Source organism: Streptomyces sp. NEAU-174 (assembly GCF_052665095.1).
Window position 1 is genome coordinate 59,138 of the sequence record NZ_JBQTCE010000019.1, and the last position, 24,860, is coordinate 83,997.

20 protein-coding genes are annotated in these 24,860 nt (G+C 72.5%); 12 read left to right on the forward strand and 8 right to left on the reverse strand.

Going from position 1 to position 24,860, the window contains the following annotated elements; all coding sequences use genetic code 11:
• Positions 1-4 precede the first annotated feature (4 nt).
• The 3 genes from ACT2CW_RS40315 to ACT2CW_RS40325 form a co-directional block, all read right to left on the reverse strand.
• The gene (locus ACT2CW_RS40315) at positions 5-1,360 is read right to left on the reverse strand and encodes a phosphatase PAP2 family protein (RefSeq protein ID WP_445520183.1); all 1,356 of its coding nucleotides are present in this window, start codon (positions 1,358-1,360) and stop codon (positions 5-7) included.
• A gap of 258 nt (positions 1,361-1,618) precedes the next feature.
• The gene (locus tag ACT2CW_RS40320; RefSeq protein WP_445520184.1) at positions 1,619-2,518 is read right to left on the reverse strand and encodes a helix-turn-helix domain-containing protein; all 900 of its coding nucleotides are present in this window, start codon (positions 2,516-2,518) and stop codon (positions 1,619-1,621) included.
• A complete protein-coding gene (locus tag ACT2CW_RS40325; RefSeq protein WP_445520185.1) occupies positions 2,515-3,522 on the reverse strand; it encodes a hypothetical protein in 1,008 nt (335 codons plus the stop codon). The genes ACT2CW_RS40320 and ACT2CW_RS40325 overlap by 4 nt, the downstream gene beginning before the upstream one ends.
• Positions 3,523-3,743: 221 nt before the next feature.
• On the opposite strand from ACT2CW_RS40325, the gene ACT2CW_RS40330 reads away from it, so the two are divergent.
• The 6 genes from ACT2CW_RS40330 (at position 3,744) to thrS (ending at position 9,630) form a co-directional block, all read left to right on the forward strand.
• Positions 3,744-4,481, forward strand: a complete 738-nt coding sequence (locus tag ACT2CW_RS40330) for a response regulator transcription factor (RefSeq protein WP_445520186.1) — start codon at positions 3,744-3,746, stop codon at positions 4,479-4,481.
• A complete protein-coding gene (locus ACT2CW_RS40335) occupies positions 4,478-5,257 on the forward strand; it encodes a sensor histidine kinase (protein WP_445520187.1) in 780 nt (259 codons plus the stop codon). The genes ACT2CW_RS40330 and ACT2CW_RS40335 overlap by 4 nt, the downstream gene beginning before the upstream one ends.
• Positions 5,258-5,427: 170 nt before the next feature.
• Entirely contained in the window at positions 5,428-6,672 is a 1,245-nt protein-coding gene (locus tag ACT2CW_RS40340; protein ID WP_445520188.1) for a cytochrome P450, read from the forward strand.
• A 74-nt stretch (positions 6,673-6,746) separates the two neighbouring features.
• Positions 6,747-6,944, forward strand: coding sequence for a ferredoxin (locus ACT2CW_RS40345; protein ID WP_037947342.1), 198 nt, complete (start codon positions 6,747-6,749; stop codon positions 6,942-6,944).
• A complete protein-coding gene (locus ACT2CW_RS40350; RefSeq protein WP_445520189.1) occupies positions 6,941-8,131 on the forward strand; it encodes an NAD(P)/FAD-dependent oxidoreductase in 1,191 nt (396 codons plus the stop codon). Before ACT2CW_RS40345 ends, ACT2CW_RS40350 begins: the two co-directional genes overlap by 4 nt.
• 221 nt (positions 8,132-8,352) lie before the next feature.
• Positions 8,353-9,630 (forward strand): threonine--tRNA ligase, encoded by a 1,278-nt coding sequence (gene thrS / locus ACT2CW_RS40355; protein WP_445520190.1) that lies wholly within the window; start codon positions 8,353-8,355, stop codon positions 9,628-9,630.
• Between the two features lie 805 nt (positions 9,631-10,435).
• Here thrS and ACT2CW_RS40360 read toward each other — a convergent pair.
• The 3 genes from ACT2CW_RS40360 to ACT2CW_RS40370 all read right to left on the reverse strand — a co-directional run bounded on the left by ACT2CW_RS40360 (position 10,436) and on the right by ACT2CW_RS40370 (position 12,985).
• Positions 10,436-11,581 (reverse strand): serine hydrolase domain-containing protein, encoded by a 1,146-nt coding sequence (locus tag ACT2CW_RS40360; protein WP_445520191.1) that lies wholly within the window; start codon positions 11,579-11,581, stop codon positions 10,436-10,438.
• A 130-nt stretch (positions 11,582-11,711) separates the two neighbouring features.
• Positions 11,712-12,275 carry a hypothetical protein gene (locus ACT2CW_RS40365; protein ID WP_445520192.1) on the reverse strand — a complete coding sequence of 188 codons (564 nt, stop codon included), beginning with the start codon at positions 12,273-12,275 and terminating at the stop codon, positions 11,712-11,714.
• Positions 12,269-12,985, reverse strand: coding sequence for a hypothetical protein (locus ACT2CW_RS40370; protein WP_445520193.1), 717 nt, complete (start codon positions 12,983-12,985; stop codon positions 12,269-12,271). The genes ACT2CW_RS40365 and ACT2CW_RS40370 overlap by 7 nt, the downstream gene beginning before the upstream one ends.
• Positions 12,986-13,111: 126 nt before the next feature.
• Here ACT2CW_RS40370 and ACT2CW_RS40375 point away from each other — a divergent pair, with 126 nt between their 5' ends.
• Complete coding sequence (locus tag ACT2CW_RS40375; RefSeq protein ID WP_445520194.1) at positions 13,112-13,684, forward strand: GNAT family N-acetyltransferase; 573 nt, start codon at positions 13,112-13,114, stop codon at positions 13,682-13,684.
• A gap of 21 nt (positions 13,685-13,705) precedes the next feature.
• Here ACT2CW_RS40375 and ACT2CW_RS40380 read toward each other — a convergent pair whose 3' ends face one another.
• A complete protein-coding gene (locus ACT2CW_RS40380; RefSeq protein WP_445520195.1) occupies positions 13,706-15,844 on the reverse strand; it encodes a DHA2 family efflux MFS transporter permease subunit in 2,139 nt (712 codons plus the stop codon).
• 164 nt (positions 15,845-16,008) lie between these two features.
• Between ACT2CW_RS40380 and ACT2CW_RS40385 the strand changes: the two genes are divergently transcribed.
• Together ACT2CW_RS40385 and ACT2CW_RS40390 are read left to right on the forward strand one after the other, a co-directional pair.
• Positions 16,009-17,025, forward strand: coding sequence for a peptidoglycan-binding domain-containing protein (locus tag ACT2CW_RS40385; protein ID WP_445520196.1), 1,017 nt, complete (start codon positions 16,009-16,011; stop codon positions 17,023-17,025).
• Between the two features lie 156 nt (positions 17,026-17,181).
• Positions 17,182-17,832, forward strand: a complete 651-nt coding sequence (locus ACT2CW_RS40390; protein ID WP_445520197.1) for an HAD-IA family hydrolase — start codon at positions 17,182-17,184, stop codon at positions 17,830-17,832.
• Between the two features lie 94 nt (positions 17,833-17,926).
• Here ACT2CW_RS40390 and ACT2CW_RS40395 read toward each other — a convergent pair whose 3' ends face one another.
• Positions 17,927-18,508 carry a TMEM165/GDT1 family protein gene (locus tag ACT2CW_RS40395; RefSeq protein ID WP_037947190.1) on the reverse strand — a complete coding sequence of 194 codons (582 nt, stop codon included), beginning with the start codon at positions 18,506-18,508 and terminating at the stop codon, positions 17,927-17,929.
• A gap of 1,276 nt (positions 18,509-19,784) precedes the next feature.
• Between ACT2CW_RS40395 and ACT2CW_RS40400 the strand changes: the two genes are divergently transcribed.
• From ACT2CW_RS40400 to ACT2CW_RS40410, 3 genes are all read left to right on the forward strand, one after another.
• Complete coding sequence (locus tag ACT2CW_RS40400; protein ID WP_445520198.1) at positions 19,785-20,444, forward strand: HNH endonuclease family protein; 660 nt, start codon at positions 19,785-19,787, stop codon at positions 20,442-20,444.
• A 117-nt stretch (positions 20,445-20,561) separates the two neighbouring features.
• Positions 20,562-22,322, forward strand: a complete 1,761-nt coding sequence (locus ACT2CW_RS40405) for an alkaline phosphatase D family protein (protein WP_445520199.1) — start codon at positions 20,562-20,564, stop codon at positions 22,320-22,322.
• 337 nt (positions 22,323-22,659) lie between these two features.
• Positions 22,660-24,726, forward strand: a complete 2,067-nt coding sequence (locus ACT2CW_RS40410) for an FAD/NAD(P)-binding protein (protein WP_445520200.1) — start codon at positions 22,660-22,662, stop codon at positions 24,724-24,726.
• Positions 24,727-24,860 lie beyond the last annotated feature (134 nt).

The window sequence follows — 24,860 nt, forward strand, 5'->3', positions numbered from 1 at the left end:
CGGCTCACACCATTTCCGGCTGCGGTTCCGGTTGCAGCGCCGGTGCGGCCTTCGGCTCCCACAGCCTGGTGGTCCGTACATAGCCGTGGATCACCGAGCCCATCGCCAGCAGGAGAAGGGGGCCGAACACCCACGGATGCCTGGCCATCTCCACCGGCAGATAGCGATAGGCCACCAGGAGCGCGGCGAAGACCACCGTGCCATGGGCGACCAGTTGGGTCCCCGAACGGTCCCAGCCACGTGCGAGCGACCGCAGCGCCGCCTCGATGGTGAGCGCGAACACCACACCCGCGACGAGATCCACGCCGTAGTGGTAGCCGAATCCCAGCGTCGCGCCGAGCGTGGCGACCAGCCAGAACGTGCCCGCGAACCGCAGGATCCGCGGGCCCTGGCGGGAGTGGATGAAGATCGCGGTGGCCCACGCCGTGTGCAGGCTGGGCATGCAGTTGCGTGGCGTGACGTCGTCGAAGGTCATCGAGTGCGGGGCGCTGATGGGCGGCGGCGTGTGCGGCCACAGGTTGGCCAGCGCCCAGTGCTCGCCGCCGGTGCCGAAGGCGCCGCCGCCGTAGGCGAAGATCGGTCCGACCACCGGGAAGACCATGTAGATGGCCGGGCCGAGGAGGCCGATGGCCAGAAAGGTGCGCACCAGATGGTGGCGCGGGAAGCCGCGCTCGTCCGCCACCTTGCGCAGTTGATAGATCGAGACGATGACCGCGGCCACCGGAAGCTGAATGTAGACGTAGTCGAGAACATGGGCGCCGATCGGGCCCATGGCCTCGACGACCCGGCCTGCCAGCCACGACGGGTTGCCCAGCGCGTGATCGGCGGTCGCCAGGTACGGGTCGAGCACCGTCGGGCGGGACTTCGCCGTGATGAGCAGCCAGGTGTCGCCGGTCTTACGGCCGGCCACCAGCAGCAGCCCCAGCCCCACGCCCTTCAGCAGCAGGGCGCGTTCGCGGCCGGTGCGGCGCGTGACCGCGATGACCACACAGCCCAGCATCACCCACAGCGCGCCGTTGCCGAAGGGGTGCCCTTCTGTCACCTTCGCGTCGGCCACCCACCGCACCAGGAAGATGACGATGTCGATGCCGATGGCGACAGCGGCCGCGATGAGCCGCTCCCGCCAGGTGAGCACCACCATCATCAAGCCCATACCGGCGTACAGCAGAAAGCCCGATTTGGGCGCAAAAATAATCTCTTGCACCTGGTTGGTCATCGGCCCTGGCAGGCCGTACCGTCGGGCGGCGATCTCCAGCGCGACCAGGAACCCGAGGACCGCCACACCAGCCGTGGCCCACAGCACCGCCCGTGGTCGACGCCACGCGGCGAACGGTATTCTGCTGTTTATTCGCGAAAACACCCGCGATGCTATAGGTATCAATTGTTTGGCCGATTTGGTCGATGTGGGCTGTAAGTCACTCTTCACACCGGATAGCACGGTTTTCACGGTATTCCGGTGAAGGGCGGGCGATGGGGGCGCTCGTCGTGAGTTCGGATCATGCTATCCGAGCGCCGCGGGTGGAGCTCCGCCCAGGACGAACAGCGGCTCTTGGCGCGGGCGTGGGCGCGGGCGCGTGCGCGGGTGTCGTGTCGTCGCCCGGCTCAGCCGGGCGACGACTCAGCCGGGCGACAGCGGTAGCGCGGGCTGGGCGGCCGCGGTGACTCGCAAGTACTCCAGTTTCTCCTCATCCGGAGTACCCGGCTCTGCCGTATAGGTCACGATCCGCACATCGTGATCAGGCACCTTCAGCACATCGTTGTCGAGGCGTATCTCCCCCACCAGCGGATGCCGCAGGCGTTTGCGGCCACCCAGGCGTGAGCCGAGCGCCGGGGCACTCCACAGACCCCGGAACTCCTCACTGCTGCTCATGGCCTCACCCACCAGAGCCCTGAATTCCTCATCATGGGGATACGCTCCATGTGTGATCCGAAGGTCTGCGACAAGAGCGGCCTTGAATTCGGCGGTGCTCTGCTCGACAGGGAAGAGCGAATGGCCCGTGTCCGAGGGCTCCTTGTCCGACGGCTCCGTGTCCGACGGCTCCTTGAACACCGCGCGTACCAGGTTTCGTTCCTCTGGCGGTCGCAGGGCCGGGTCACCCAGCAAGACCGCCCACATCGACGTCCAACTCAGCAAGGTCCATGAGGCGGAGAACACTCCCACCGGAATGTTCCCCCAGCGGCTGACGAGCCGTTCCACACCGGGCGGCAGCTGCTGCGGAATGCCTTGGGGCGTCGGCGGAAGAAGCCCGGCCACCAGATGGAAGTGGCAGGTTTCATTCGTGCTCAGTCGCAGCGCGCGGGCAAGCGCGGCCACGACGTCCCGGGATGGGCGCAGGGCCCGGCCCTGTTCAAGACGGAGAAGGTAGTCCGTGGATATTCCGGCCAGCAGAGCAAGCTCTTCGCGGCGCAAACCGGCGGTGCGTCGCCGTCGGGTGGCGGGCAGTCCAACGTCCTCAGTCGTGATGCGGGCACGCCATGCGCGCAGCGTGTTACCCAGCGAGCTCTCTGGACGACTCATGTTCCCATTGTCACCGACCTTTCGGTCGATACCATGGGACTGCCGTTCCTGGGATAAACGGGACGGCCGAGGCGGCCGAGATGGGCCGTCAGAAGATTCGCGTCCCCGCCGGTGGTGAGCGCGCCGCTGGCGACGTAGACCGTATCGCCGTCGACCGCCAATGATGTGGTGTTCTGTAGACCATCGCGCTCATCGAGGACGATACGGTCAGCCTTGCCCGGAGTGATGAGGACCACCTGACTCGGGATATTGAGCGCGGCCAGCAGCTGATCGCCGCGACCGGTGAAGGCGAAATCATCCACGCTGTCGAGTCCGGATGCCTTGACCTGATGGGGACCGGCCGTTCCGTCGCGGCCCGTCAGCGGTATACGAAGGATCGTTCCCCGATCGATATTGGAGACCCATACGGCTCCGTTGTGCACCTTCACGCCATTGGCGCCGAAGAAGTGAACCGGGGCGAGATCCTCCCCCGCGGCCCACAGCTCGGCGGTTCCGCCGTGCGGTCCGACCCGCCAGATCCTGCCCAGTGTCGAGTCGGTGAGGTAGAAGTCCCCCGTACGGTCGTCCCTGGCAAGTCCGTTGAGGAAGCTCGCGGCCGGCAGAGCGGCGACGCGTTCCGGCTTGCCTCCCGGGCGCAGTTTCCACAGGCCGGTGAGGTGTTCGTCGCCTGCCGAGTAGAGGAAGTAGAGGGTTCCGTCTCCGGTCCGTTCGATCCCCGTCACGGAAGCGGCCCCGGGGCCGGGGGTGTGCACGCCCCCATCCGCGGGGAGCGGCATGGTCGCCAATACCTCGACACGTCCGCCGAGCGTGACGTGGGCCACCTGCCGCGACAGGATGAGGCCGACATCCGCCGACCCGTTCGGCCGCACGACGACGCTCTCCGCCACCTGACCGGCCGGACGGTCGAAGTGAGCGACGATCCGCGGGTGCGAGAGGGGCGGTACGGCCGCTTCGGCCGTTGACGAGGCCGCGGTGAGTCCGATCACCGCGCTCGCGGTGGTCACCGCCAGGCGGAAGACAAGGTGTTTCGGCATGGTCGCCTCCGGGAGTGAACTGGGCTGCGGAGAGCAGCTTCAGCGCATCCGCGCGGCCCAGCCAGTACCCGGCTCATCCCTGGAACCGCAGGACCACGCTGACCATGCCGCTGCCCCGCCCTGTCCGGATCTCATCGGTCGCGGTCAAGGCCCCCGTGCCCCGGAACCGTCGGTTCACGTAGTGTCATGGCGTGTACGGGAGTGTCAGCGAGAAACCAGCGCCGGCCCGTGGCAACGGGCAGCGCATCCTGGTCGTCGACGATGAATCGAGAATCGCCGAACTGCTCTCGACCACCCTTGAGCTGGCCGGTTACCGGGTCGGCACCGCGGCCACCGGCGGGGAGGCGCTCGACCGGGTCGGGCGGGACCGGCCCGATCTGGTGATCCTCGATGTGATGCTGCCGGATCTGGACGGCTTCACGGTGTGCCGGCGCCTGGTGGCGGCCGACGAGAACCATCCGCCGGTGCTCTTCCTCACCGCCCGCGACTCGCTCGACTCGCTGGTCACCGGCCTCGGTATCGGCGGCAACGACTACGTCACCAAGCCGTTCCGGATCGCCGAGGTGCTGGCCCGGGTGCAGGCCCTGCTGCGCACCCGCAACCGGCGGCGGGAGGAGGAGCCCCCGCCGCACTACGCCGATCTGGTGCTGGACGAGACGACCCGTCAGGCGCGGCGTGGGCGACGGGCGCTGGAGCTGACCCCGGCGGAGTTCAGACTGCTGCGCTATCTGCTGGTCAACGCCGGGCAGGTGCTGTCCAAGGAGCAGATCGGCGAGCATCTGTGGGTGGCGGAGCACCGGCGTTACGGGGACAACGCCATCGAGAAGCTGGTCTCCCGCCTCCGTCACAAGGTGGACGAGGCCGGGCCCGCCCTGATCCACACCCGCCGTGGCTTCGGCTACTGGCTCGGCGGACTCGCCTCCGGATGAGCATGCACGAGCGCCAGCAGCGGCTGGAGGTCCTGCTGCACGAGCTGCGCACCTCCCTCACCACCATCCGCGGCTGGGCCGAACTCCCGCTCCAGGGGCTCAGCGACGACCCCGAGCTGATGGTCCGCGCCCTGCGCCGGATCCAGGACGAGGCCGACCATATGCACCAGGCGGTCCAGCAGGTGTTCCCCCGCGCGGACGCCTCCTGGGTACGGCCGCTGGAGATGGAGCCGGTGGATCTGCGGGGCGTGGCGGACGAGGCGGTGGCGGATCTGGGGCTGCTCGACCCCGAACGTCCCATCGCCCGCGAGAACTCCGGCCGGGCGACCGTCGTCGCCGACCACCGCATGCTGCGGCACGCCGTACGCAATCTGCTGGACAACGCGCTGCGCCACACCCCCGCCGGGTCCCCGGTGACGGTGGCGGTACGCGGCCCGGTGGACGGGGCCGGAACCGGGGCCGGGCCCGGGGCCGGAACCGGGGCCGGGCCCGGGGCCGGAACCGGGGCCGGGCCCGGGGCCGGAACCGGCGCAACGCCGCGCGTCGAGCTCTCCGTCAGCGACCACGGACCCGGCATGGGCGCGCGGGACGTCGCCCGGCTCACCTCCCCGCACGACGAGGACGGCCGGATCGAGCCGGGCGTCGGCATCGGCCTCACCATCGTGCGGCGGGTGGTCGAGCGGCACGACGGGGAGGTGAGCGTCAGCAGCGCACCGGGCCACGGCACCACGGTCACCGTGGCCTTCCCCACTGTCAGCGTTTCGTCAGGAAACTGACCGGGGGGCGTCAGGTCGAGCGGGTTCGCTGGTCATCACGTCCCCGGAACGCGAACGTCCGCGTCCCCCGTAACGCGAAGGTCCGCGTCCCCGTAACGCCAAGACAGCCGTCCCCACCCACCCGAAGGTTCACGCTCCGCTCCCGTCGGAACCCCCACCCGAGGAGAGACATGACCGAGACGCTGGCAGAGACCGCGCCCGAGGCGGAAGAGCCGCTTCCGGAGTTTCCGATGCCGCGGGCGACCGGCTGCCCCTTCGACCCTCCCCCGACCGCACGGGCGCTGCTCACCGAACGGCCGGTCGCGCGCGTACGGCTGTGGGACGGAAGCGCCCCCTGGCTGGTGACCCGGTACGCCGACCAGCGGGCCCTGCTCGCCGATCCGCGGGTCAGCGCCGAGAACACGCGGCCCGGGTATCCGCACGCGAGCGCCGGTTTCCGCGAGAACGCCGGGCGGCGGCGGTCCTTCGTCACCATGGACGACCCCGAGCACGCCCGGATCCGCCGGATGGTCACCGGACCGTTCGCCATCAAGCGGATCGAGGCGATGCGCCCCGAGATCCAGAAGATCACCGACGAGCTGATCGACACCATGCTGGCCGGGCCGACCCCGGTGGACCTGGTGCGGGCGCTCGCGCTGCCGCTGCCGTCACTGGTGATCTGCAAGCTGCTCGGGGTGCCGTACGAGGACCACGACTTCTTCCAGCGGAACAGCTCGAAACTGATCAACCGGCACTCGTCGGCCGAGGAGGTGGTCGGGGCCAACGACGCGCTGACCGACTATCTGGACGGGCTGGTCGCCGCCAAACTCGCCGACCCGGCCGACGACATGCTCTCCGAGCTGGCCGCCCGGGTCACGGCCGGTGAGCTGACCCAGCGCGACGCCGCCAACATGGGCGTACTGCTGCTGGTCGCGGGCCATGAGACCACCGCCAACATGATCGCCCTCGGCACCGTGGCCCTGCTGGAGAACCCCGACCAGCTCGCCGTCCTGCGGGAGACCGAGGACCCGAAGGTGATCGCCCGAGCCGTCGAGGAGCTGCTGCGCTATCTGACGATCGTGCACAACGGCCGCCGCCGGGTCGCCCTCGAGGACATCGAGATCGGCGGTGAGACCATCCGCGCCGGTGAGGGAATCATCATCTACACCGGCACCGGGAACTGGGACGCGGAGGTCTTCGCCGAGCCCGAGCGGCTGGACATCGGCCGCGACGCCCGCCGCCACATGGCGTTCGGCTTCGGTGTCCACCAGTGCCTGGGCCAGCCGCTGGCCCGGATGGAGCTCCAGGTGGTCTACGGCACGCTCTACCGCCGTATCCCCACCCTGCGGCTGGCCACCGGAATCGACCAACTACCGTTCAAACACGACGGTTTGGTCTACGGCGTCTACGAACTGCCCGTCACCTGGACGTCATGAGCGGCGAAGGCGACGAAGGCGAAGAAGGCGAAGAAGGCGCCGGGGACGGCAGCGGCGAAGGCAAGGGAGTCACCATGCGAGTGGAAGTCGATGTGCCCAAGTGTGTGGCGTCGGGGCAGTGCGTGATGATCGCACCCGATGTGTTCGACCAGCGGGAGGAGGACGGCATCGTGGTCCTGCTGGACGAACAGCCCGCGCCCGAACTCCACGCCGATGTGCGGGAGTCCGCGGTGGTCTGCCCGGCGGCGGCGATACGGGTGATCGAGAAGTGAAGCAGGTGGTGGTGGTCGGTGGCTCAGCCGCCGGTCTGGCGGCGGCGGAGACGCTGCGCCGGGAGGGCTACGAGGGCACGCTCACGCTCATCGGCGATGAGCCGTACCACCCGTACGACCGGCCACCGCTGTCCAAGCAGATCCTCGGCGGGCAGTGGGAGCCGGATCGGGTGCCGCTGCGCGCCCCCGCCGATCTGGACGCGCTCGGCCTGGAGCTGCGTCTCGGCGTCGCCGCGACCGGGCTCGACCTCGCGGGCCGTACGGTCGCGCTGGCCGATGGGGCGCGGGTGCCGTACGACGGCCTGGTCATCGCCACCGGCGTCCGCCCGCGCCGACTGCCCGGCGACGGCGGGGAGCGCGCGCATGTGCTGCGCACCCTGGACGACGCCCTGGCCCTGCGGGACCGGCTGGGCCCGGGGCGGCGGCTGGCGGTGGTCGGCGCCGGGTTCCTCGGCGCCGAGGCGGCCGCGGTCGCGCGGGGGCTGGGCGTGGAGGTGACGCTGCTGGAACCTGCCCCGGTGCCGCTGGCCCCGGCGGTCGGCGAGCGGGTCGGCCGGATGCTCGCCCAGGCCCACCACGACCACGGCGTGGATCTGCGCACCGGGGTCGCGGTGGCCGAGGTGGCCGACGGCGGGGTACGGCTGACGGACGGCACGCTCGTCGAGGCCGACGAGGTGCTGGTCGCGATCGGCTCGGTGCCCAACACCGACTGGCTGGAGGGCAGTGGGCTCACCCTGGGCGACGGCCTGGAGTGCGATGAGTACAGCGCCGCCGCGCCGGGTGTGTACGGCGCGGGGGATGTGGCCCGCTGGCACAATCCGCTGTTCGGCACGGCGATGCGGATCGAGCACCGGACCAACGCCACCGAGCAGGGCATGGCCGTGGCCCGCAACCTCCTCCGCCCGGAGGAGCGGCGGCCGTTCGCCCCGGTGCCGTACTTCTGGTCCGACCAGTACGACTTCCGGATCCAGGCGCACGGGTATCTGCGCGGCCATGAGGAGGTCGCAGTGGTGGAGGGCGAGCTGGAGGAGCGGAAGTTCCTGGCCGTCTACCGCTCCGGGGACCGGGTGGCCGGTGTGCTGGCCGTCGGGATGCCGCCGAAGGCGGTGCGTACGTGGCGGCAAGCGGTCGCGACGCGGGCGGCGTGGCGGGACGCGGTGGGGGAACTGCTGCCGGAGGGGGCGTAGGGGGTAGCGCGTGCCGCGTGTGCGTTGCGCGTTGTGCGTTGTGGTCCGGCGTGGCGTACGCCCGGAAAATCACCGGGCGGGCCGCGCCGGGCCTTGCTACGTTGAGCGGCATGAAGCGCGCCGCGATGGCAATTGCGATGACGACGACGCCGGAGAGTGTCCCGGCGCGCTGATCGATGTTCTGATCCGAAGCCCCGGGGCGAGTGCCTCGGGGCTTCGCCGTGCGGTCACTCGCCCGATGTCCACCGACGTCCACCGACGTTGATGAGGAGACCGCGATGGCCGACCACCGCAAGCTGGGCCGTGAACTGGGCCTGTTCGACACCGACCCGCTGATCGGCGCGGGCCTGCCGTACTGGCTGCCCGACGGCGCGACCGTACGGCACACCCTGGAGGAGTACATCCGCGCCGCCGAACGGCGGGCGGGCTACCGGCATGTGTACTCGCCGGTGCTCGGCAAACGGGAGCTGTACGAGCTCTCGGGGCACTGGGAGCACTACAGCGACGACATGTTCCCGCCGATGGACCTGGGCGCGGAGCAGGTCGTACTGCGCCCGAGCCTGTGCCCCCACCACGCGGCCATCTACCGCTCCCGCGGCCACAGCTACCGCGAACTTCCTCTGCGGATGGCCGAGTTGGGCGGGATGTACCGCTCGGAGCTGTCCGGGGTGCTCGGCGGGCTGACCCGGGTGCGGGCCATCCAGCTGAACGACGCCCATGTCTTCTGCACCCTGGACCAGGTCGCCGACGAGGCGTCGGCCGCCCTGGAGATGATCCGCCGGGCGTACGAGGCACTCGGCATCACCCCGGCCCGCTATCGGCTCTCCCTCCCCGGCCCCGGCGGCAAGTACGTCGCCGCGCCCGAGATGTGGCGCCGCTCGACCGCCCTGCTGACCGACGTCCTGGACCGCTCCGGGCTGCCGTACGAGGCGGTGGAGGGCGAGGCCGCGTTCTACGGCCCGAAGATCGACGTACAGGTCGCCGACGGCGCGGGGCGGGAGTCCACCCTGTCCACCGTGCAGGTGGACTTCCACCAGCCCGAGCGGTTCGATCTGCACTACATCGGCCCGGACGGCGCCCGGCACCGCCCGGTCATGGTCCACCGCAGCATCATCGGCAGTGTGGAGCGGGCCGTGGCCCATCTCATCGAGCGGCACGGCGGGGCCTTCCCCGCCTGGCTGGCCCCCACCCAGCTGGTGGTCCTGCCGGTCTCCGAGGCCGAGCTGGGGCGGGCCGAGGAGCTCGTCCGGCGGTGCGATGAACTCGGCCTGCGCGCGGAACTCACCGGCCCGGACCGCGGCACCCTGGGCGCCCGCATCCGGGCGGCCCGCCTCGTCCCGTACCAGGCCGTACTGGGCGCCCGGGAGGCCGCGGACGGCCGGGTGGCCCTACGCCTACGGGACGGCCGCCGGCTGGACCCGCTGCTGGTCGACGAGGCCCTGGCCCGGATCGACGCACTGGTGAAGTCGCACAGCCCCGCCCTGTGGAACGCGGCGTAGAGGGTGGAAGCTCGTGCCGCCTCCGGCGGGCTGCTTCCCCCTCCCCGCCCCTTCCCACAACTGGGGCTCCGCCCCAGCCCCCGCCGGGAGCTCCGCCCCGAACCCCGCAGAAGCTCCGCCCCTGGCCCCCGCACGTGCTGCACCCCGAACCCCGAAGGAGCTCCGCCCCTGGACCCCGGCAGGGCCTCGCCCCGAACTCCGGCGGGGCTCCGGCCCCGGGCCCCCACCGGAGCTCTGCCCCGGACCTCGCTGGGACCCCGCCCCAGCCCCCACCGGAACTCCACCGCTGGGGCTCCGCCCCCCGGACCCGCTGGAGCCTCAACCCGGACCCCGCAGGGGCTCCGCCCCCGGCCCCGCCGGGAACTTCGCCCCGGACCCCGCGGGACCTCGTCCCGGACTCCGCTGGAGCACCGCCCCGGACCCCGCTGGAGCTCCGCCCGGAATCCCGCCGGAACGCGCCACCCCGGACTCCGCAGGGGCCTCGCCCCCGGGCCCCGCCGGGGCTCCGCCCTCAACCCCACCAGGGCTTCGCCCCCGATCCCGGGGCGGCCGGGGGCGAAGCCCCTGCCCCGCGGCGGAGGGGCATATCAATGCTGCGGCGGTACCCATCCCAGCCCCTCCGGCGATTGAGGAGCGGGGTTCGGGGCGGAGCCCCGCCGGGGTTCGGGGCGGAGCCCCGCCGGGGTTCGGGGCGGAGCCCCGCCGGGGTTCGGGGCGGAGCCCCGCCGGGGTTCGGGGCGGAGCCCCGCCGGGGTTCGGGGCGGAGCCCCGGGATTGGGGAGGGGCGGGGTGGGGTGGGGAACAGTCAGCCGCCCAGACAGCCCCGCACCGCGGCGACAAGCCGCGACGCCCGCGCATCGCCGTGGCCGATCATCCGGTTGGCCACATACGCGAAGCCCACCCCGAACTCATCATCGCCGAAGGCGAACTGCCCGCCCGCCCCGTCATTGCCGAAGCTCCGCTCCCCCAACATCGGCCGGAACGACGGCGAGTCCAGCAGAAAGCCCGAACCCCAGCGCGCGCCCATGTCGAACCCCAGCCAGCCCTTGCCCGACGAGACCTCGCGGACCGCGTCCGCGACGGTCTCGGGGGCCAGCAGCCGCCGGCGTCCCTCGAGGCCGGTCACGGCCGCCGCGTACAGCCCGGCGAGTCCGCTCGCCGACGCGGTGGCGCCCGCGCCGGGCAGTTCCATGCCGAGCAGCGCCGGGTCGTTCCAGCCGTGCGGCTCGTCGAGGCCGGGGAAGACCAGCGCGCCGTTCATGGTCACGATGCGGGTCAGCAGATGTTCGGGCCCCGGCATCCCGGGCCGCCCCTCGGCCTCGACCAGCCGGGCCCGCCCGTCCATCTCCGCCGCGGGCAGCCCGATCCAGGCCCGCAGCCCCAGCGGATCCCCCACGGCCCGGCGGAAGTACGCGCCCGGGGTGTGCCCGGTGATCCGCCGGATGACCTCACCGATGAGGAAGCCGAAGACATGGCCGTGGTACTCGTACGACGTGTCCGGCTCCCACAGCGGCGTCTGCTCCTCGACGGCGCGGATCACCGGCGCCCAGCCGGCGATCTCCTCGAACGTCAGCACCCCGTCGAGCACGGGGACCCCCGCCCGGTGCCCGAGGACCATCCGGGAGGTGATGGCCTCCTTGCCGTACCGGCCGAACTCCGGCCAGTACCGGCTCACCGGAGCGTCCAGGTCCAGCCGCCCCTCCTGCGCGAGGAGGTGGGCGCAGACGCTCACCAGGCCCTTGGCGCAGGAGAACACCGGTACGACGGTGTCCCGCTGCCACCCCCGCCCAGTCCCCTCGTCCGCGACCCCGCCCCACAGCTCCACGACCTTGCGTCCGCCGACGAAAACGGTGACGGCCGCCCCGAGTTCGGGAAACTCCTCGAAGTTCCGCGCGAACACATCGGCGACGCCACCGAATCCCTCGTCGACCCACCCGCTGTACGCCCTCATTGCCCCCGGCCCTTCATGGACTCCGCGTGATCACAACCGCGTCACGGTAGGCCGTACCCCGCCCCCACCACGAGCGATTTACGCGGGCCCCTGGCCGATACGCCCCCGGCCAAAGGGGCGGCTGGGGCGGTCAGATGCTGATCAGGCGCTCCAGCACATTGCGATAGCCCCGCATCGCCAGACGCAGCTCCTCCGTCTCCGAACTGACCGCGTCGTCCTCGTGCCAGGCGGCACGAAGGGTGGCGCGGCGTTCGGCGAGGAGGTCGGTGAGGCGGTTGGCCACCTCCACGAGCAGGGCGTCGGCCTCCTCCACGGCGCCGCGTGGGGAGTCCACGAAGCCGCTGACCGCGTACCGCAGCCGCTGGGTCAGCTTGTCGTGCTCGCTCGTGGGCAGCACGGGGAAGCTGGGGCCGTTCGGGGTGTTCGACGGCTCGCCCGCCGACTGGGCGGAGGCCCCGGAGGCCCCGTGTGTCGGCGTGGGCCCGCTTCCGTTCGTCGGCGTCGACCGGCTTCCGTTCGTCGGCTCGTGCTGCGGCATCGTCGCGTGCCAGGACGTCATCGGTTCCGCCGCCTCCGTGTTGCCCGGCCGCTGGGACAGCGGAGCCACTTCATGCTTCTCCAGGCCATGGCGCCGCTGCCCGTCGTTCTCCGTCCGGTCCGTCGGGTCGGTCGGGTCGGTCGGGTCCGTCACCACGCGCCGCCCTTCCTGGTGTGGCCGAACCGCGTATGACCGTGGCCCGCCCCCGTCCCCGTCCCGGTCCCGGCCCCTGGCAGCCACCTCCGGAGGCCGCTCTCGCTCCGCCGCTCGCCGTGGTGGTGGTGCTGTCGCCCGGTCTCGGAGCCGGTCGGGGCGCCGTGGTGCGGCGGCCTGACCAGATCCTCGAAGAACGGCCGGGCGTGCACCACGGCCTCGCGCAGTTCCTCGGTGTCCGCGCGCCCCTCGCGGGCGCGGGCGGCCGTGTCATGGATCTGCCGGTAGCCCTGGACGTGCTCGGCGTGGTGCACGGACAGTGCCGCCACCTGCTCCTCGTAACGGCCCGACGGGTAGCCACGGTCGTGGGCGAGCCGGGCCAGGAGCTGATCGGCGCCGGTCACCGCGTGTTCCGGAGACTCGATGAACATCTCCTGCATACCGGCCCACTCGGCAACGTACCGCTCGCGCAGCTCACCTGACAGGGGCTCGGTCCGCAGATCGCCGTACAGCCGCAGCCGTTCCTCGAGTTCCCGCTCCGCCGCCTTGGTGTCGCCCGCGTGCTGGGCGACGTTCAGTTCGTACTCGGGCCCGAAGCGGCGTCGCAGAACGCGTTCCCTACGGCCTGCGCCCGCGCGGACGACGCGGATGATGAGCGCGGCCGCGAGGACGACCGCGACGACAACCACGATGCTGATCGCACCAGTTGACATGGTCTGCTTCTGCCTTCCCGCTGGCTTCCCCCTCCGCGTTCGGGGGGCTCCTCTCATCGGGTAGCCCGGTCTCCGGCCCTCAAACTGCGGTGCGTCACAGGTGTGCTGGGTGCCAGGATGCGGACCATGACGAGTACGCCCCATATCCACCAAGCCGGTTCGCGCGCCGACGCCTCCCCCGCGCGGACCGTCGCCGCGCGGACCGTCGCCGCGTGGACCGTCGCCCCGCGGCCCGTCGGCGACCCCGTCTCCCTCACGCTGCTGCGCGAGTACCTCGTCGATGTCGCCGACCGCTACTACCGGCTCCACGAGCAGCGGGACTCGACCCCGGAGGAGATCGAGCAGGCCCTCGCCGAGATGCCCAGCGACGATCTCGCCCCGCCGCACGGGGTGTTCCTGCTGGCGCACCACGAGGGCGAACTCGCCGGATGCGCGGGGCTGCGGCTGATGGACGCGCGCACGGCGGAGCTGAAGCGGGTGTACGTACGGCCCGCCAAGCGGGGGCTTGGCGGGGGCGCCGCACTGCTCGCGGCCGTCGAGGCGGCGGCGGGCGAACTGGGCGCCGGGCGGATCGTGCTCGACACCCGCCTCGATCTGGTCGAGGCCCGTGGGCTCTACGCGCGCCACGGCTACCGGGAGGTTCCGGCCTTCACGGACGGGCCGTACGCCGAGGTCTGGATGGCCAAGGAGCTGGGCTGAGCGCGGTGAACCCGAAGGGCCCTACCCGCGCGGCGGCGGCGGTCTGCGGTGGTCCGGGCGGGGCGTGCCTTCCCTCGGCTGTTCCGCGTCCGAGCCGCACAGCTCGCGCGTCAGCTCGTCCACCAGCTCGGTCAGATCGGTCGGACGGTCGGGTGACCACCAGTCGCCCAGGAGCCCCGCGAGGGACGCCTCGCGGGCCCGGTAGAGCCGGGTCGCGATCCGGCGGCCGTCGTCCGTGAGGAACAGCTCAAGACCGTAGCGGCGGCCCAGGCCCCGCGCCTCGATCTGGCGGACCGCCTCGGTGATGGCCCGCAGCGGTACGGGCGTGCGCTCGGCGAGCAGGGCGGGCTCGACCGAGCCGTAGTGCTGGATGCGCAGCAGCATCCAGCTCGCGGCGGGTCCGAGGTCGAGACCGGCGCGCCGGGTGATGTCCACGTAGACCTGCCGACGGCCCTCCCGGCTGCCCAGCAGGGACAGCGCGCGGGCGCATTCGTCGCGCGAGGTGCGCTGCACGGGGTTGCTGGCGAGTATCTCGCTGCCGTCGGGCGCGGTGACGCTGGCGCGCAGCGGCTCCTCGCGGAGGTACCAGGCGAGGAGGAAGGCGAGCAGCACGACCGGCACCGCGTAGAGGAAGACGTCGGTGATGGAGACGGAGAACGCGTGCCGAACGGCGGCCTGGTCCGCGGGCGGCAGCCGGCCGAGGGTGCGGGGGTCGGAGGTGAGGGCGCCGGGGGTGACACCGGGTGGCAGGCGCCGTCCGGCGAGGGCGTCGGCGATGTGCGGACCGAGGTTGTTGGCGAAGATCGTGCCGAAGACGGAGACACCGAACGAGGCGCCGATCGAGCGGAAGAAGGTCGCGCCGGAGGTGGCGACGCCCAGGTCCTGATAGCGGACGGAGTTCTGCACGATCAGCACCAGCACCTGGATGACCAGGCCGAGACCGCAGCCGAAGACGAAGAAGTACGCGCTCATCTCGGCCACCCCGCTGGACTCCCGCAGCTGGTGCATCAGCAGCAGCCCGACGGCGGTGACCGCGGTGCCCAGGACCGGGAAGACCTTGTAGCGGCCGGTGCGGCTGACCAGATGGCCGGAGACGGTGGAGGAGACCAGCGTGCCGAGGACCAGCGGCAGCAGATGGAGGCCGGACGTGGTCGGCGAGACGCCCTGCACGATCTGGAGGAAGGTCGGCAGATACGTCATGCTGCCGAACATCGCGAAGCCGACGATGAAGCCGATGACCGCGCAGAGGGTGAAGGTGCGGCTGCGGAAGAGGGTGAGCGGCAGCACCGGTTCGGCCGCGCGGGTCTCCACCCGTACGAAGGCCGCCAGCAGCACCATGCCGGCCACCGCGAGCCCGACGATCTGCCAGGAGCCCCAGCCGTAGGTGACCCCGCCGAGTGAGGTCATCAGCACCAGGGCGGCGGCCACCACGGCGATCAGGAAGGTGCCGAGGTAGTCGATGGTGTGCGAGGTGCGGCGCACCGGGATGTGCAGGACGGAGGCGACGACGAGGAGGGCGACGACGCCGAGGGGCAGGTTGACGTAGAACACCCAGCGCCAGCTGAGGCGGTCCACGAACACTCCGCCCAGCAGCGGCCCCAGCACACTGGCGGCGCTGAAGACGGCGCCGAAGAGGCCCTGGTAGCGGCCGCGGTCGCGGGGCGGGACGATATCGCCGACGATGGCCATCGACAGCACCATGAGGCCGCCGCCGCCCAGCCCCTGAAGCGCGCGGAAGGCGATGAGTTCGGCCATGTTCCCGGCGAGTCCGCACAGCGCGGAGCCGATCAGGAAGATGACGATGGCGGTCTGGAAGAGCCTCTTGCGGCCGTACTGGTCGCCGAGCTTGCCCCACAGCGGGGTGGCCGCGGTCGAGGCGAGGAGATACGCGGTGACCACCCAGGACAGATGCTCCAGGCCGCCGAGGTCGCTGACGATCGTGGGCAGCGCGGTGGAGACGATCGTCTGATCGAGCGCGGCGAGCAGCATGCCGAGCAGCAGCGCGCCGATGGCCACCATGACCGTGCGCCGCGGGCGGCCCTCTCCGGGGCCGGGGGCCACACCGGGGGCCACGGCGCCGGATTCTCCCGGGCCTCCTGGGCCTCCCGGGCCACCGGGGCCTCCTGGGGCCGGAGCCGGGCTGCCGGCGTCCCGCGCCATGGCGACTCCTCCTCGCTCCCCTCCGCCCCCTCCTCATCCTCATCCCATCCTCACCTTTATGCCCTGTTACGGCCCGCCGGACCGGTCCGCACGGCGGGCGAACACCTGCGCGGAGGGCGTTCGGATGCGCATAATCGCTGCGAACTCCAGGGAGGGAAAGTTCCGTGACGGCAGAGTCCTGCCCGCACTGCTTCGCACCGGCGCGCGCCAACGGCCGCCCCGGCTGCACGTGCGCCGAACGCGCCGCCGCGTCCACCGCGACGGCAGGTGCGACCGATGACCAGACCCGGCCGAATCCCCAGGTGACGCTTCCGGAGGAGCGTCCGGCCGGCCCCGATCCGCGCGATCTGCGGCTCTTCGAGGAGGCGGAGGGGGAGAACCCCGGGAACGCCGAGCCCCCCGGCCTGCTCGGGAAGGGGGACGGTGAGGAGACGCGGGTGATCGACCGCGTCGAGGGGAGACCCGGCGGGGACGAGGGGAACGAGGGGGACGCGGCCGACGCCGCCACCGACGCCCCCGGCCCCGGCCCCGGCCGCCACCGTAAGAGCAAGCGCAAGGTCGTGGCGGCCGTCCTCGCGGGCGCGGCGGCCGTGGCGGTGGCCGGTTCGCTGGCGATCGGCACCGGTCTGCTCGGTGACCACAAGGAGGACGGCAGCGGCGGTGGCGGCGCGAGCGACCACACGCTCGCCGACAGCACCGTCAGCCCACCGGCCGAGGAGGAGCTGCCGGCCGAAGGGCCCGGCGCGTCGTCCGGCTCCCCGTCGTCGAGCGCGACGCCCCACCCCTCCGCGTCCGGTTCGGCGCGGGCCGACGCGACCCCGAAGAGCGAGGGCGGCCTCTCGGGCTCGGCCCGTCCCTCGGAGTCGGCCTCCGCGACCGGCTCACCGACGAAGCCCGGGCCGAGCGCGTCCGACGCGCCGACCTCCGCCCCGTCCGACACCCCCGAGCCGCCCGGCCCGCCGGTGCTGCGCGAGGGCGACAGCGGGCCCGAGGTGGTCGAGCTCCAGAAGCGGCTGACCCAGCTGTTGCAGTACATCGGTGTGGCGGACGGGAAGTACGACGAGGGGCTGCGGAGGATCGTCTCCAGCTACCAGGACCAGCACGACATCACGGGCGACCCTGACGGCGTCTACGGCGAGAACACCCGCCGGGACCTCGAATCGAGAACCGACGAGCCATAGGGCCCACCCCCCTGGCGCAGAGCGGCCCTGCTTTGTATCGTGAAGGAACAAAGTGGTTCCGCCCGTTTTCCCTGACCGGCGGGCGGAGCCGCCTTGTTTCCCTTTCCGGTGCGTCCATCCGCGGTCCGCACTCCGCGCTCGCGACCAGGAGTCCCGATGTCCCTCACCGCCCGCGCACTCCTCCTCGACATGGACGGCACCCTGGTGAACTCGGACGCCGTGGTCGAGCGCTACTGGCGGATCTGGGCCGCCGAGCAGGGGCTCGACCCCGAGCAGGTCCTCAAGGTCGTCCACGGGCGGCAGGCGCACGCGACCATGGCCGTGCTGCTCCCGGACCGCCCGATGGAGCGGAACCTGGCGGACAACCGCTGGATGCTGGAGCGCGAGACCACCGATCTCGACGGTGTCGTGCCGGTACCCGGCGCGCCCGCCTTCATGGCCGCGCTGGCCGCGCTCCCGCACGCCCTTGTGACCTCCGCCGACGAGGCCCTCGCCCGCGCCCGCATGGGCGCCGCCGGGCTGCCGATGCCGGAGGTACGGGTCACCGCGGAGCGCGTCGGCGCGAGCAAGCCGGACCCGGAGGGCTTCCTGAAGGGCGCGGCCGAGCTGGGCTTCGCCCCGGCGGACTGCGTCGTCTTCGAGGACTCGGAGGCCGGCATCGCGGCGGGCCGGGCGGCCGGGATGCGCGTGGTCGGCATCGGCCCGCGCGCCGGGGCCCACGCCCCGGACGCGCATGTGCGGGACCTGGAGCAGGTGCGGATCGAGGCGCTGCCCGACGGCACGATGCGGCTGCACTTCTCGGACTGAGCGCCGGGACGCCGCCGGATGCCCGGTGCCCACCCGTCCGGGCACCCGTGCACCCGGGCACCCGGGCACCCGGGTCCGGCTCACCCCCCGCCCGTCAGGCCGCGATGGCCTCGTACAGGCTGAACCCCGCCAGCGCCAGCATCACCAGGGCCGCGATCCTGGTGATCAGCCGCAGCGGTACGTACCGCATCAGGGTGCGGCCGCCCACGATGCCCAGACCCGCGACGGCCCACAGGGCCAGCAGCGCGCCGACGCCGACCGACAGCGGGTCGTCGTAGCGGGCCGCGAGGTTCGCGGTCATGATCTGGGTCAGATCGCCGAACTCGGCGATCAGGATCAGCGTGAAGCCCGCCCCGGAGACCTTCCAGAAGCTCTGGTCGGCGGGCTTGCGGATCTCTTCCTCGTCATCGTCCTTCTTGAAGAGCAGCATCGCCGCTCCCCCGAGGAAGAGCACCCCGACGATCGCCTGGAGCAGGCGGTGCGGCAGCAGGGTGAGCACACTGCCCGCCGCGATCGCGAGCCCCACGTGGAGGGCGAAGGCGGCGGCCACTCCGACGAAGACGTACGACGCGCGGTAGCGGGTGCCGAGCATCAGCCCGGCCAGGGCGGTCTTGTCGGGCAGCTCGGCGAGGAAGACGACGCCGAAGACCACGGCGGCGACGGTGATGCTGAACACGGAATGGATACCTCGTAGATCGGGCCGCACCAAGGGCCCCGGGGAGGGATCACTTCGGCACGGCAGCGTCGGACACTGCGGCCGAAGGTCTCGCTGGCGCACGGCCTCCGCGGTACGCGGGTGATCCGTACGCTCCGGGCGCCGGCCCGCACCTCGAGGGGCGGGCAGTATGTCGACGGTCCGGCGAGGAGCTACTCCCCTTCTGCTCCCGCCAAGAATACGGGACCCCCCGCCACACCCAGCCGCCGGGATATGTGACCAACCCCACAAGCCCGGAGTCCGGCCGAGCCCCGTCGGCAGCACGCCCCGGGGGTGCCCGGCGGACCACGCTGCGGGCCGCATACCGAGGCTTCCCCCTCCCCGCCCCTTCCCGAATCTGGGGCTCCGCCCCAGCCCCCACCGGGGCTCCGCCCCGGACCCCGCTGGGGCTGCGCCCCTGGACCCCGCTAGGGCGGACGCCCCTGGACCCCGGGGTCTGGGGCGGAGCCCCGTTTCGGAGGTCTGGGGCGCAATCCCGTTGAGGGCTGGGGCGGAGCCCCCATCGGGCTCCGGGGGCGGCAGCCCCACGGGGGGCCGGAGGCGCAACCCCACCGGGGCCTGGGGCGGAGTCCCGTCGGGGTCCGGGGCGGAGCCCCACCGGGGCCTGGGGCGCAGCCCCACCGGGGTCCGGGGGCGCAGCCCCATCGGGGGCCGGCGGCGCAACCCCATCGGGGGCCGGAGGCGCAACCCCATCGGGGGCCGGAGGCGCAACCCCACCGGGGCCTGGGGCGCAGCCCCACCGGGGCCCGGCGGCGCAACCCCACCGGGGCCTGGGGCGCAGCCCCACCGGGGCCCGGCGGCGCAACCCCACCGGGGCCTGGGGCGGAGTCCCGTCGGGGTCCGGGGCGGAGCCCCGTTTCGGGAAGGGGCGGGGAGGGGAACGACCCGGCGACGGCGACCCGGGCCGTCCGGAGCGTCGTTGGCGGGCGCGCGCCCGGCTTGCGGGTGGCTTGTGGGCGCGTCGGGCGGCGGAGCCGTGGGGGGCGCCCCGGGCGTGGCGTTGACCGGCGGCGACGCCGGCGCCCCGGGGGCGGGCGCGCGCGGTACGCGGTCGTATCGCGCACGCACCACGGCCGCGCCGGGGCGGACGCGCGGCGCCAACTGCCGCCCGGAACCCCTTGCGTTGACATGACCGCGTCGTCACTCTGTTACCTGGCGCCCACCCCACAGCAACCCGGCGCCGCGACCATGGCCGGGCATCAGAGGCCAACACCCCCCCACCCTCAAGGGAGTTCGCATGTCGGACACGTCCTCTCGTCGTCGCATCTACGCGCGTCGCGCATCCGTCTTCGGCGGGTTCGTCGCCCTGCTGGGCACGCTCGTGCTGAGCGGGCCCGCCGCCGAGGCTTCTCCGCCCACCCCGCCCAGCGCCGCCACCGCACGCACCCAGCTGGCCTCGCTGACCGTCAAGGCCGAGGGCTCGTCCGACGGTTACAGCCGCGACAAGTTCCCGCACTGGATCACCCAGAGCGGCGCCTGCAACACCCGCGAGGAAGTCCTCAAGCGCGACGGCAAGAACGTCCAGACCGACTCCAGCTGCGCGGCCACCAGCGGCACCTGGTACTCCGAGTACGACGGCGAGACCTGGTCCGCCTCCGGCGACGTGGACATCGACCACGTCGTGCCGCTCTCCGAGGCGTGGAAGTCCGGCGCCAACAGCTGGACCACCGCCCAGCGCCAGGCGTTCGCCAACGACCTGACCCACTCCCAGCTCATCGCCGTGACGGACAACGTCAACCAGTCCAAGGGCGACCAGGACCCCGCCGAGTGGCTGCCGCCCCGGAGCGCCTACCACTGCATGTACGCCCGCATGTGGGTCTCGGTGAAGTACACCTACAAGCTCACCCTCGACTCGGCCGAGAAGTCCGCGCTCAGCGGCATCCTCAACGGCTGCTGAGACACCGCACTACCGGACACGTCCCCCGGCGCACCGCCGGAGGAACCGCCGCACCTCCTCCGTCGTTCCGTACCGTACGCATGACGAGCACATCGAAGAACGACGGAGGAGGTCCGGATGGCCGGGCTGCGCCTGGGACCACTGCTGCGCCATGTCGACTGGGAGACCGGTACCGGCGCGACCGTCTGGGTCGAGGCCGACCGGGCCTGTGCGGCCGAGGTGCGGTGCGCCGACGGTGCGGGCGGCACTGCCCGCACCTGGCAGATCGCCGGCCACCACTACGCCCTGATCCCGGTCACCGGGCTGCGCCCGGGCGCCGAGACCGCCTACCGGGTGCTGCTCGACGGTGAGCAGGTCTGGCCGCTGCCGGACTCCCCGTTCCCCGACAGCACCATCCGCACCCCCACCCCGGGGACGGACGCGCCCGTGCGCGTGGCCTTCGGCTCCTGCCGGTGGGCCGCGCCGCCCTCCGACGCCTCGCACGATCCCGTAGGGCCCGACGCGCTCGACACCCTCGCGCAGACGCTCGCCCGCGCCCCGGAGGCCCCGCGCCCCGATGTGCTGGTGCTGCTGGGCGACCAGGTGTACGCGGACGAGACCTCCGCCGAGACCCGCCGCTGGCTGGCCGAACGCCGCGATCTGAGCGAGCCGCCGGGTGAGCAGGTGGCGGACTACGAGGAGTACACCCGGCTCTACTACGAGTCCTGGCTGGACCCCGAGGTGCGGTGGCTGCTCTCCACCGTCCCCAGCTGCATGATCTTCGACGACCACGATGTCATCGACGACTGGAACACCAGCGAGGCGTGGCAGCGCAGGATGCGCGCCACCCCGTGGTGGCGGGAGCGGATACTGAGCGGGCTGATGTCCTACTGGGTCCATCAGCACCTGGGCAACCTCTCCCCCGCCGAACTGGCCGCCGACCCGCTCTACGCGGAGGTGCGCGCGGCGGAGGACGGCACCGAGGCGCTGCGGGAGTTCGCCGCCCGCGCCGACGCCGATCCGGGGTACACCCGCTGGAGCTACCGCCGCGACTTCGGCCGCACCCGGCTGCTGATGGTCGACACCCGCGCGGCGCGGGTGCTCGAGGAGGGCCGGCGGGCGATGCTGACCGACAAGGAGTTCGCCTGGGTGCGCGAGCAGGCCATGGACGGGGTGGGCGGCGCCCCCGGCGCCCCGGGCGCCCCCGGCTTCCCCAGCTCCCCCGGCGCCCCTGGCTTCCCCGCCGGCCCGGGGGAGTCCGGCACCTCCGGCAGCTACGACCATCTGCTGCTCGGCACCTCGCTGCCCTGGCTGCTGCCCCACTTCGTGCATGACGTGGAGGCCTGGAACGCCTCGGTGTGCGGCGGCAGACGCGGTGGGCGCTGGGCGCGGATCGCCGAGGACCTGCGGCAGCGCGGCGACCTGGAGCACTGGGCCGCGTTCCCCGAGTCCTTCGACGCGCTCACCGACACCATCGCCGCGGTGGGCGGCGCGCCGGGGGCGCCCGCCACGATCAGCGTGCTCTCCGGCGATGTGCACCACGCCTATGTGGCCACCCCGGACTGGTCGCGGTGGCCGTCCCCGCCGCCCCGCAGCCAGGTGCGCCAGTTGACCTGCTCTCCGGTCCACAACAGCATCTACGCCTCGATACGGCTCGGCTTCCGCTTCGGCTGGAGCGCGGCGGGCCGCGCCCTGGGCCGGGCGTTCCGGCGCCATGGGCGGGTGCCGCACCCCCGCTTGAGCTGGCATAAGACGGGTGGGCCCTGGTTCGGCAACCAGCTGATGACGCTGACCCTCCGGGGCCGTGGCGCGCATCTGCGGCTGGACCAGGCGCAGTCGGACCCCGCGGGCGGCGGCGCCCGGTTGGTGACGGCGCTGGAGACGGACTGGACGGGCTAACGGGTGCCCGACCCCGCTCCTCAATCTCCCCCGGCTACCGCTGGGAGATGCCCCCCGAGGGGCCGGAAGACGGGGCTCCGCCCCAGACCCCGGGGTCCAGGGGCGAAGCCCCTGGTAGCGGGAAGGGGCGGGGAGGGGAAAGATCCGCCCCCCCTTGAGCCCCCGTGAGCGCCGCCCCTTGAGCACCGTTCCGCGCCATACATCACGCGATGGCACCGTACGTCCGTGATACAGGCCACAACGGACCGGTACGTTCCGGAGACCGGGGAGATTCGCGTTGAGCGGGCGGCATGATGGGCGCGCCCCCTGCGTCACATCTGCCCCGGGAGACATTGCCTTGGCCGGAGACCCCCACGCGATAGCCGTCGTCGGCGCCGGGCCGCGCGGCACCAGCGTGCTGGAGCGCCTGTGCGCCTCGGCCCCGGAGCTGGCGCCCGGCACCCCGCTGACCGTGCACATGGTGGACCCCTCCCCGCCCGGCGCGGGACGGGTCTGGCGCACCGCCCAGCCGGACGAGTTGCTGATGAACACCGTGGCCTCGCAGGTCACCCTGTTCACCGACGCGAGCGTCGAATGCGGCGGACCGGTGCGGACCGGGCCGAGCCTGTACGAATGGGTCAGCGCACACGGCCTGGCGCCCGGTCTCGGCCCGGACGACTACCCCAGCCGCGCGCTCTACGGCCGCTATCTGGAGTGGGTGTTCGGCGAGGTGGTGCGGGGCGCGCCGGACACTGTGACCGTCCGGACGCACCGGGCCCGCGCCGTACGGCTGGAGGAACGGGCCGACGGCACGCAGGCGCTGACGCTGGATGACGGGAGCCGTCTGGAGGGGCTGCGCGCGGTCGTCCTGGCGCAGGGCCATCTGCCGGCGGCCACCGACGCCACGGAGCGGCGGTACGCGGCCCACGCGGAGCGGTACGGGCTGCGCTACTACCCGCCCGCCAACCCCGCCGATGTGGACTTGTCGCTCATCGCGCCGGGCGAGCCGGTGCTGCTGCGCGGCCTCGGCCTCAACTTCTTCGACCACATGGCGCTGCTGACGGCGGGCCGGGGCGGCACGTTCGTCCCGAACGAGCACGGCGGCGGTCTGGTCTACCGGCCCTCGGGGCTCGAGCCACGGCTGTACGCGGGGTCGCGGCGCGGCATCCCGTACCACGCGCGGGGCGACAACGCGAAGGGGCCGTGCGGCCGCCACACCCCGCTGCTGCTGACCCCCGATGTGCTCGGCCGCTTCCGCAAGCGCGCGGACGCCGGCGATCCGCCGGACTTCCTGACCGAGATATGGCCACTCGTGGCCAAGGAGGCCGAGACGGTCTACTACGAGACGCTGTTGGCCCTCCGCGCCCCCGACACCCACGCCCCGGCCGCTCCGGCCGGTCCGGAAGCCCCGGAGGCGCCGGAAGCGCCGGAAGCCCCGGAGGCGCCGGAAGCGCCGGAAGCCCCGGAAGCGCCGGAAGCCCCGGAGACCCCCGCGCCCGGCTCCGGAACCGCCGCCCCGTTCACCCCAGCACGCTTCAGGCGTCACTTTTTGGCCACCGAGCACGGCAGCCCCGAAGAGGCCACCGTGCTCGCGGAGTACGGCATTCCGCAGGCGCAGCGCTGGTCCTGGGAAGCGGTGGCCGAGCCGCACCGCGGACGCCGGTTCACAGGGCGTGACGACTTCCGGCGGTGGCTGCTGGCCTACGCCCACCAGGACGCGGCGCACGCGCGGCTGGGCAATGTCGAGGGCCCGGTCAAGGCCGCCCTCGACGTGTTGCGCGACCTCCGCAACGAGGTGCGTCTGATCGTCGATCACGGCGGGCTGACGGGGGCGTCCCGCCGCGCCCATCTGGACCGCTGGTACACCCCGCTCAACGCCTTCCTCTCGATCGGCCCGCCGCGCCGCCGGATCGAGGAGATGGCCGCGCTGATCGAGGCGGGGGTCCTGGACGTCCTCGGCCCGCGGCTTGAAGTGACCTTGGAAAGTCCAGACCAAGGGGCCGAGAAGGCCGGTTTCGCCGCCCGGTCGGCCGAGGTCCCGGGTCCGCCGGTGACGGCCACGACCCTGATCGAGGCGCGGCTGCCGGAGCCCGATGTGCGCCGGACCGCCGATGAGTTGCTGATCCAGCTGCTGGAGACCGGGCAGTGCCGCCCGCACCGGGTGGAGGACTACGAGACCGGCGGCATCGATGTCACCACCGCCCCCTACCGGCTGGTGGACGCCCAGGGCCGCCCTCATCCACGGCGGTTCGCCCTCGGGGTGCCGACCGAGGGGGTCCACTGGGTGACGGCCGCGGGCGCGCGGCCGGGCGTGAACTCCGTCACCCTCTGCGACACGGACGCGGTAGCACGAGCGGCGCTGCGCGTGGCGACCGCGCCCGAACCCCGTCAGGAAGGTGCCCCGATGTGCGCCGTGGGGCTCTGAGGAGCGGGTTCGGACCGTAAGGGAAAGGGCTTCCGGGGCACCCACATTGGCAGGAACTTGAACTTGCAACAAAAGGTGAGGGGAACCTAACCTGGCGTTTCCGCTGTTCCCCGTCCCCAGGAGCAAGGAGCTCC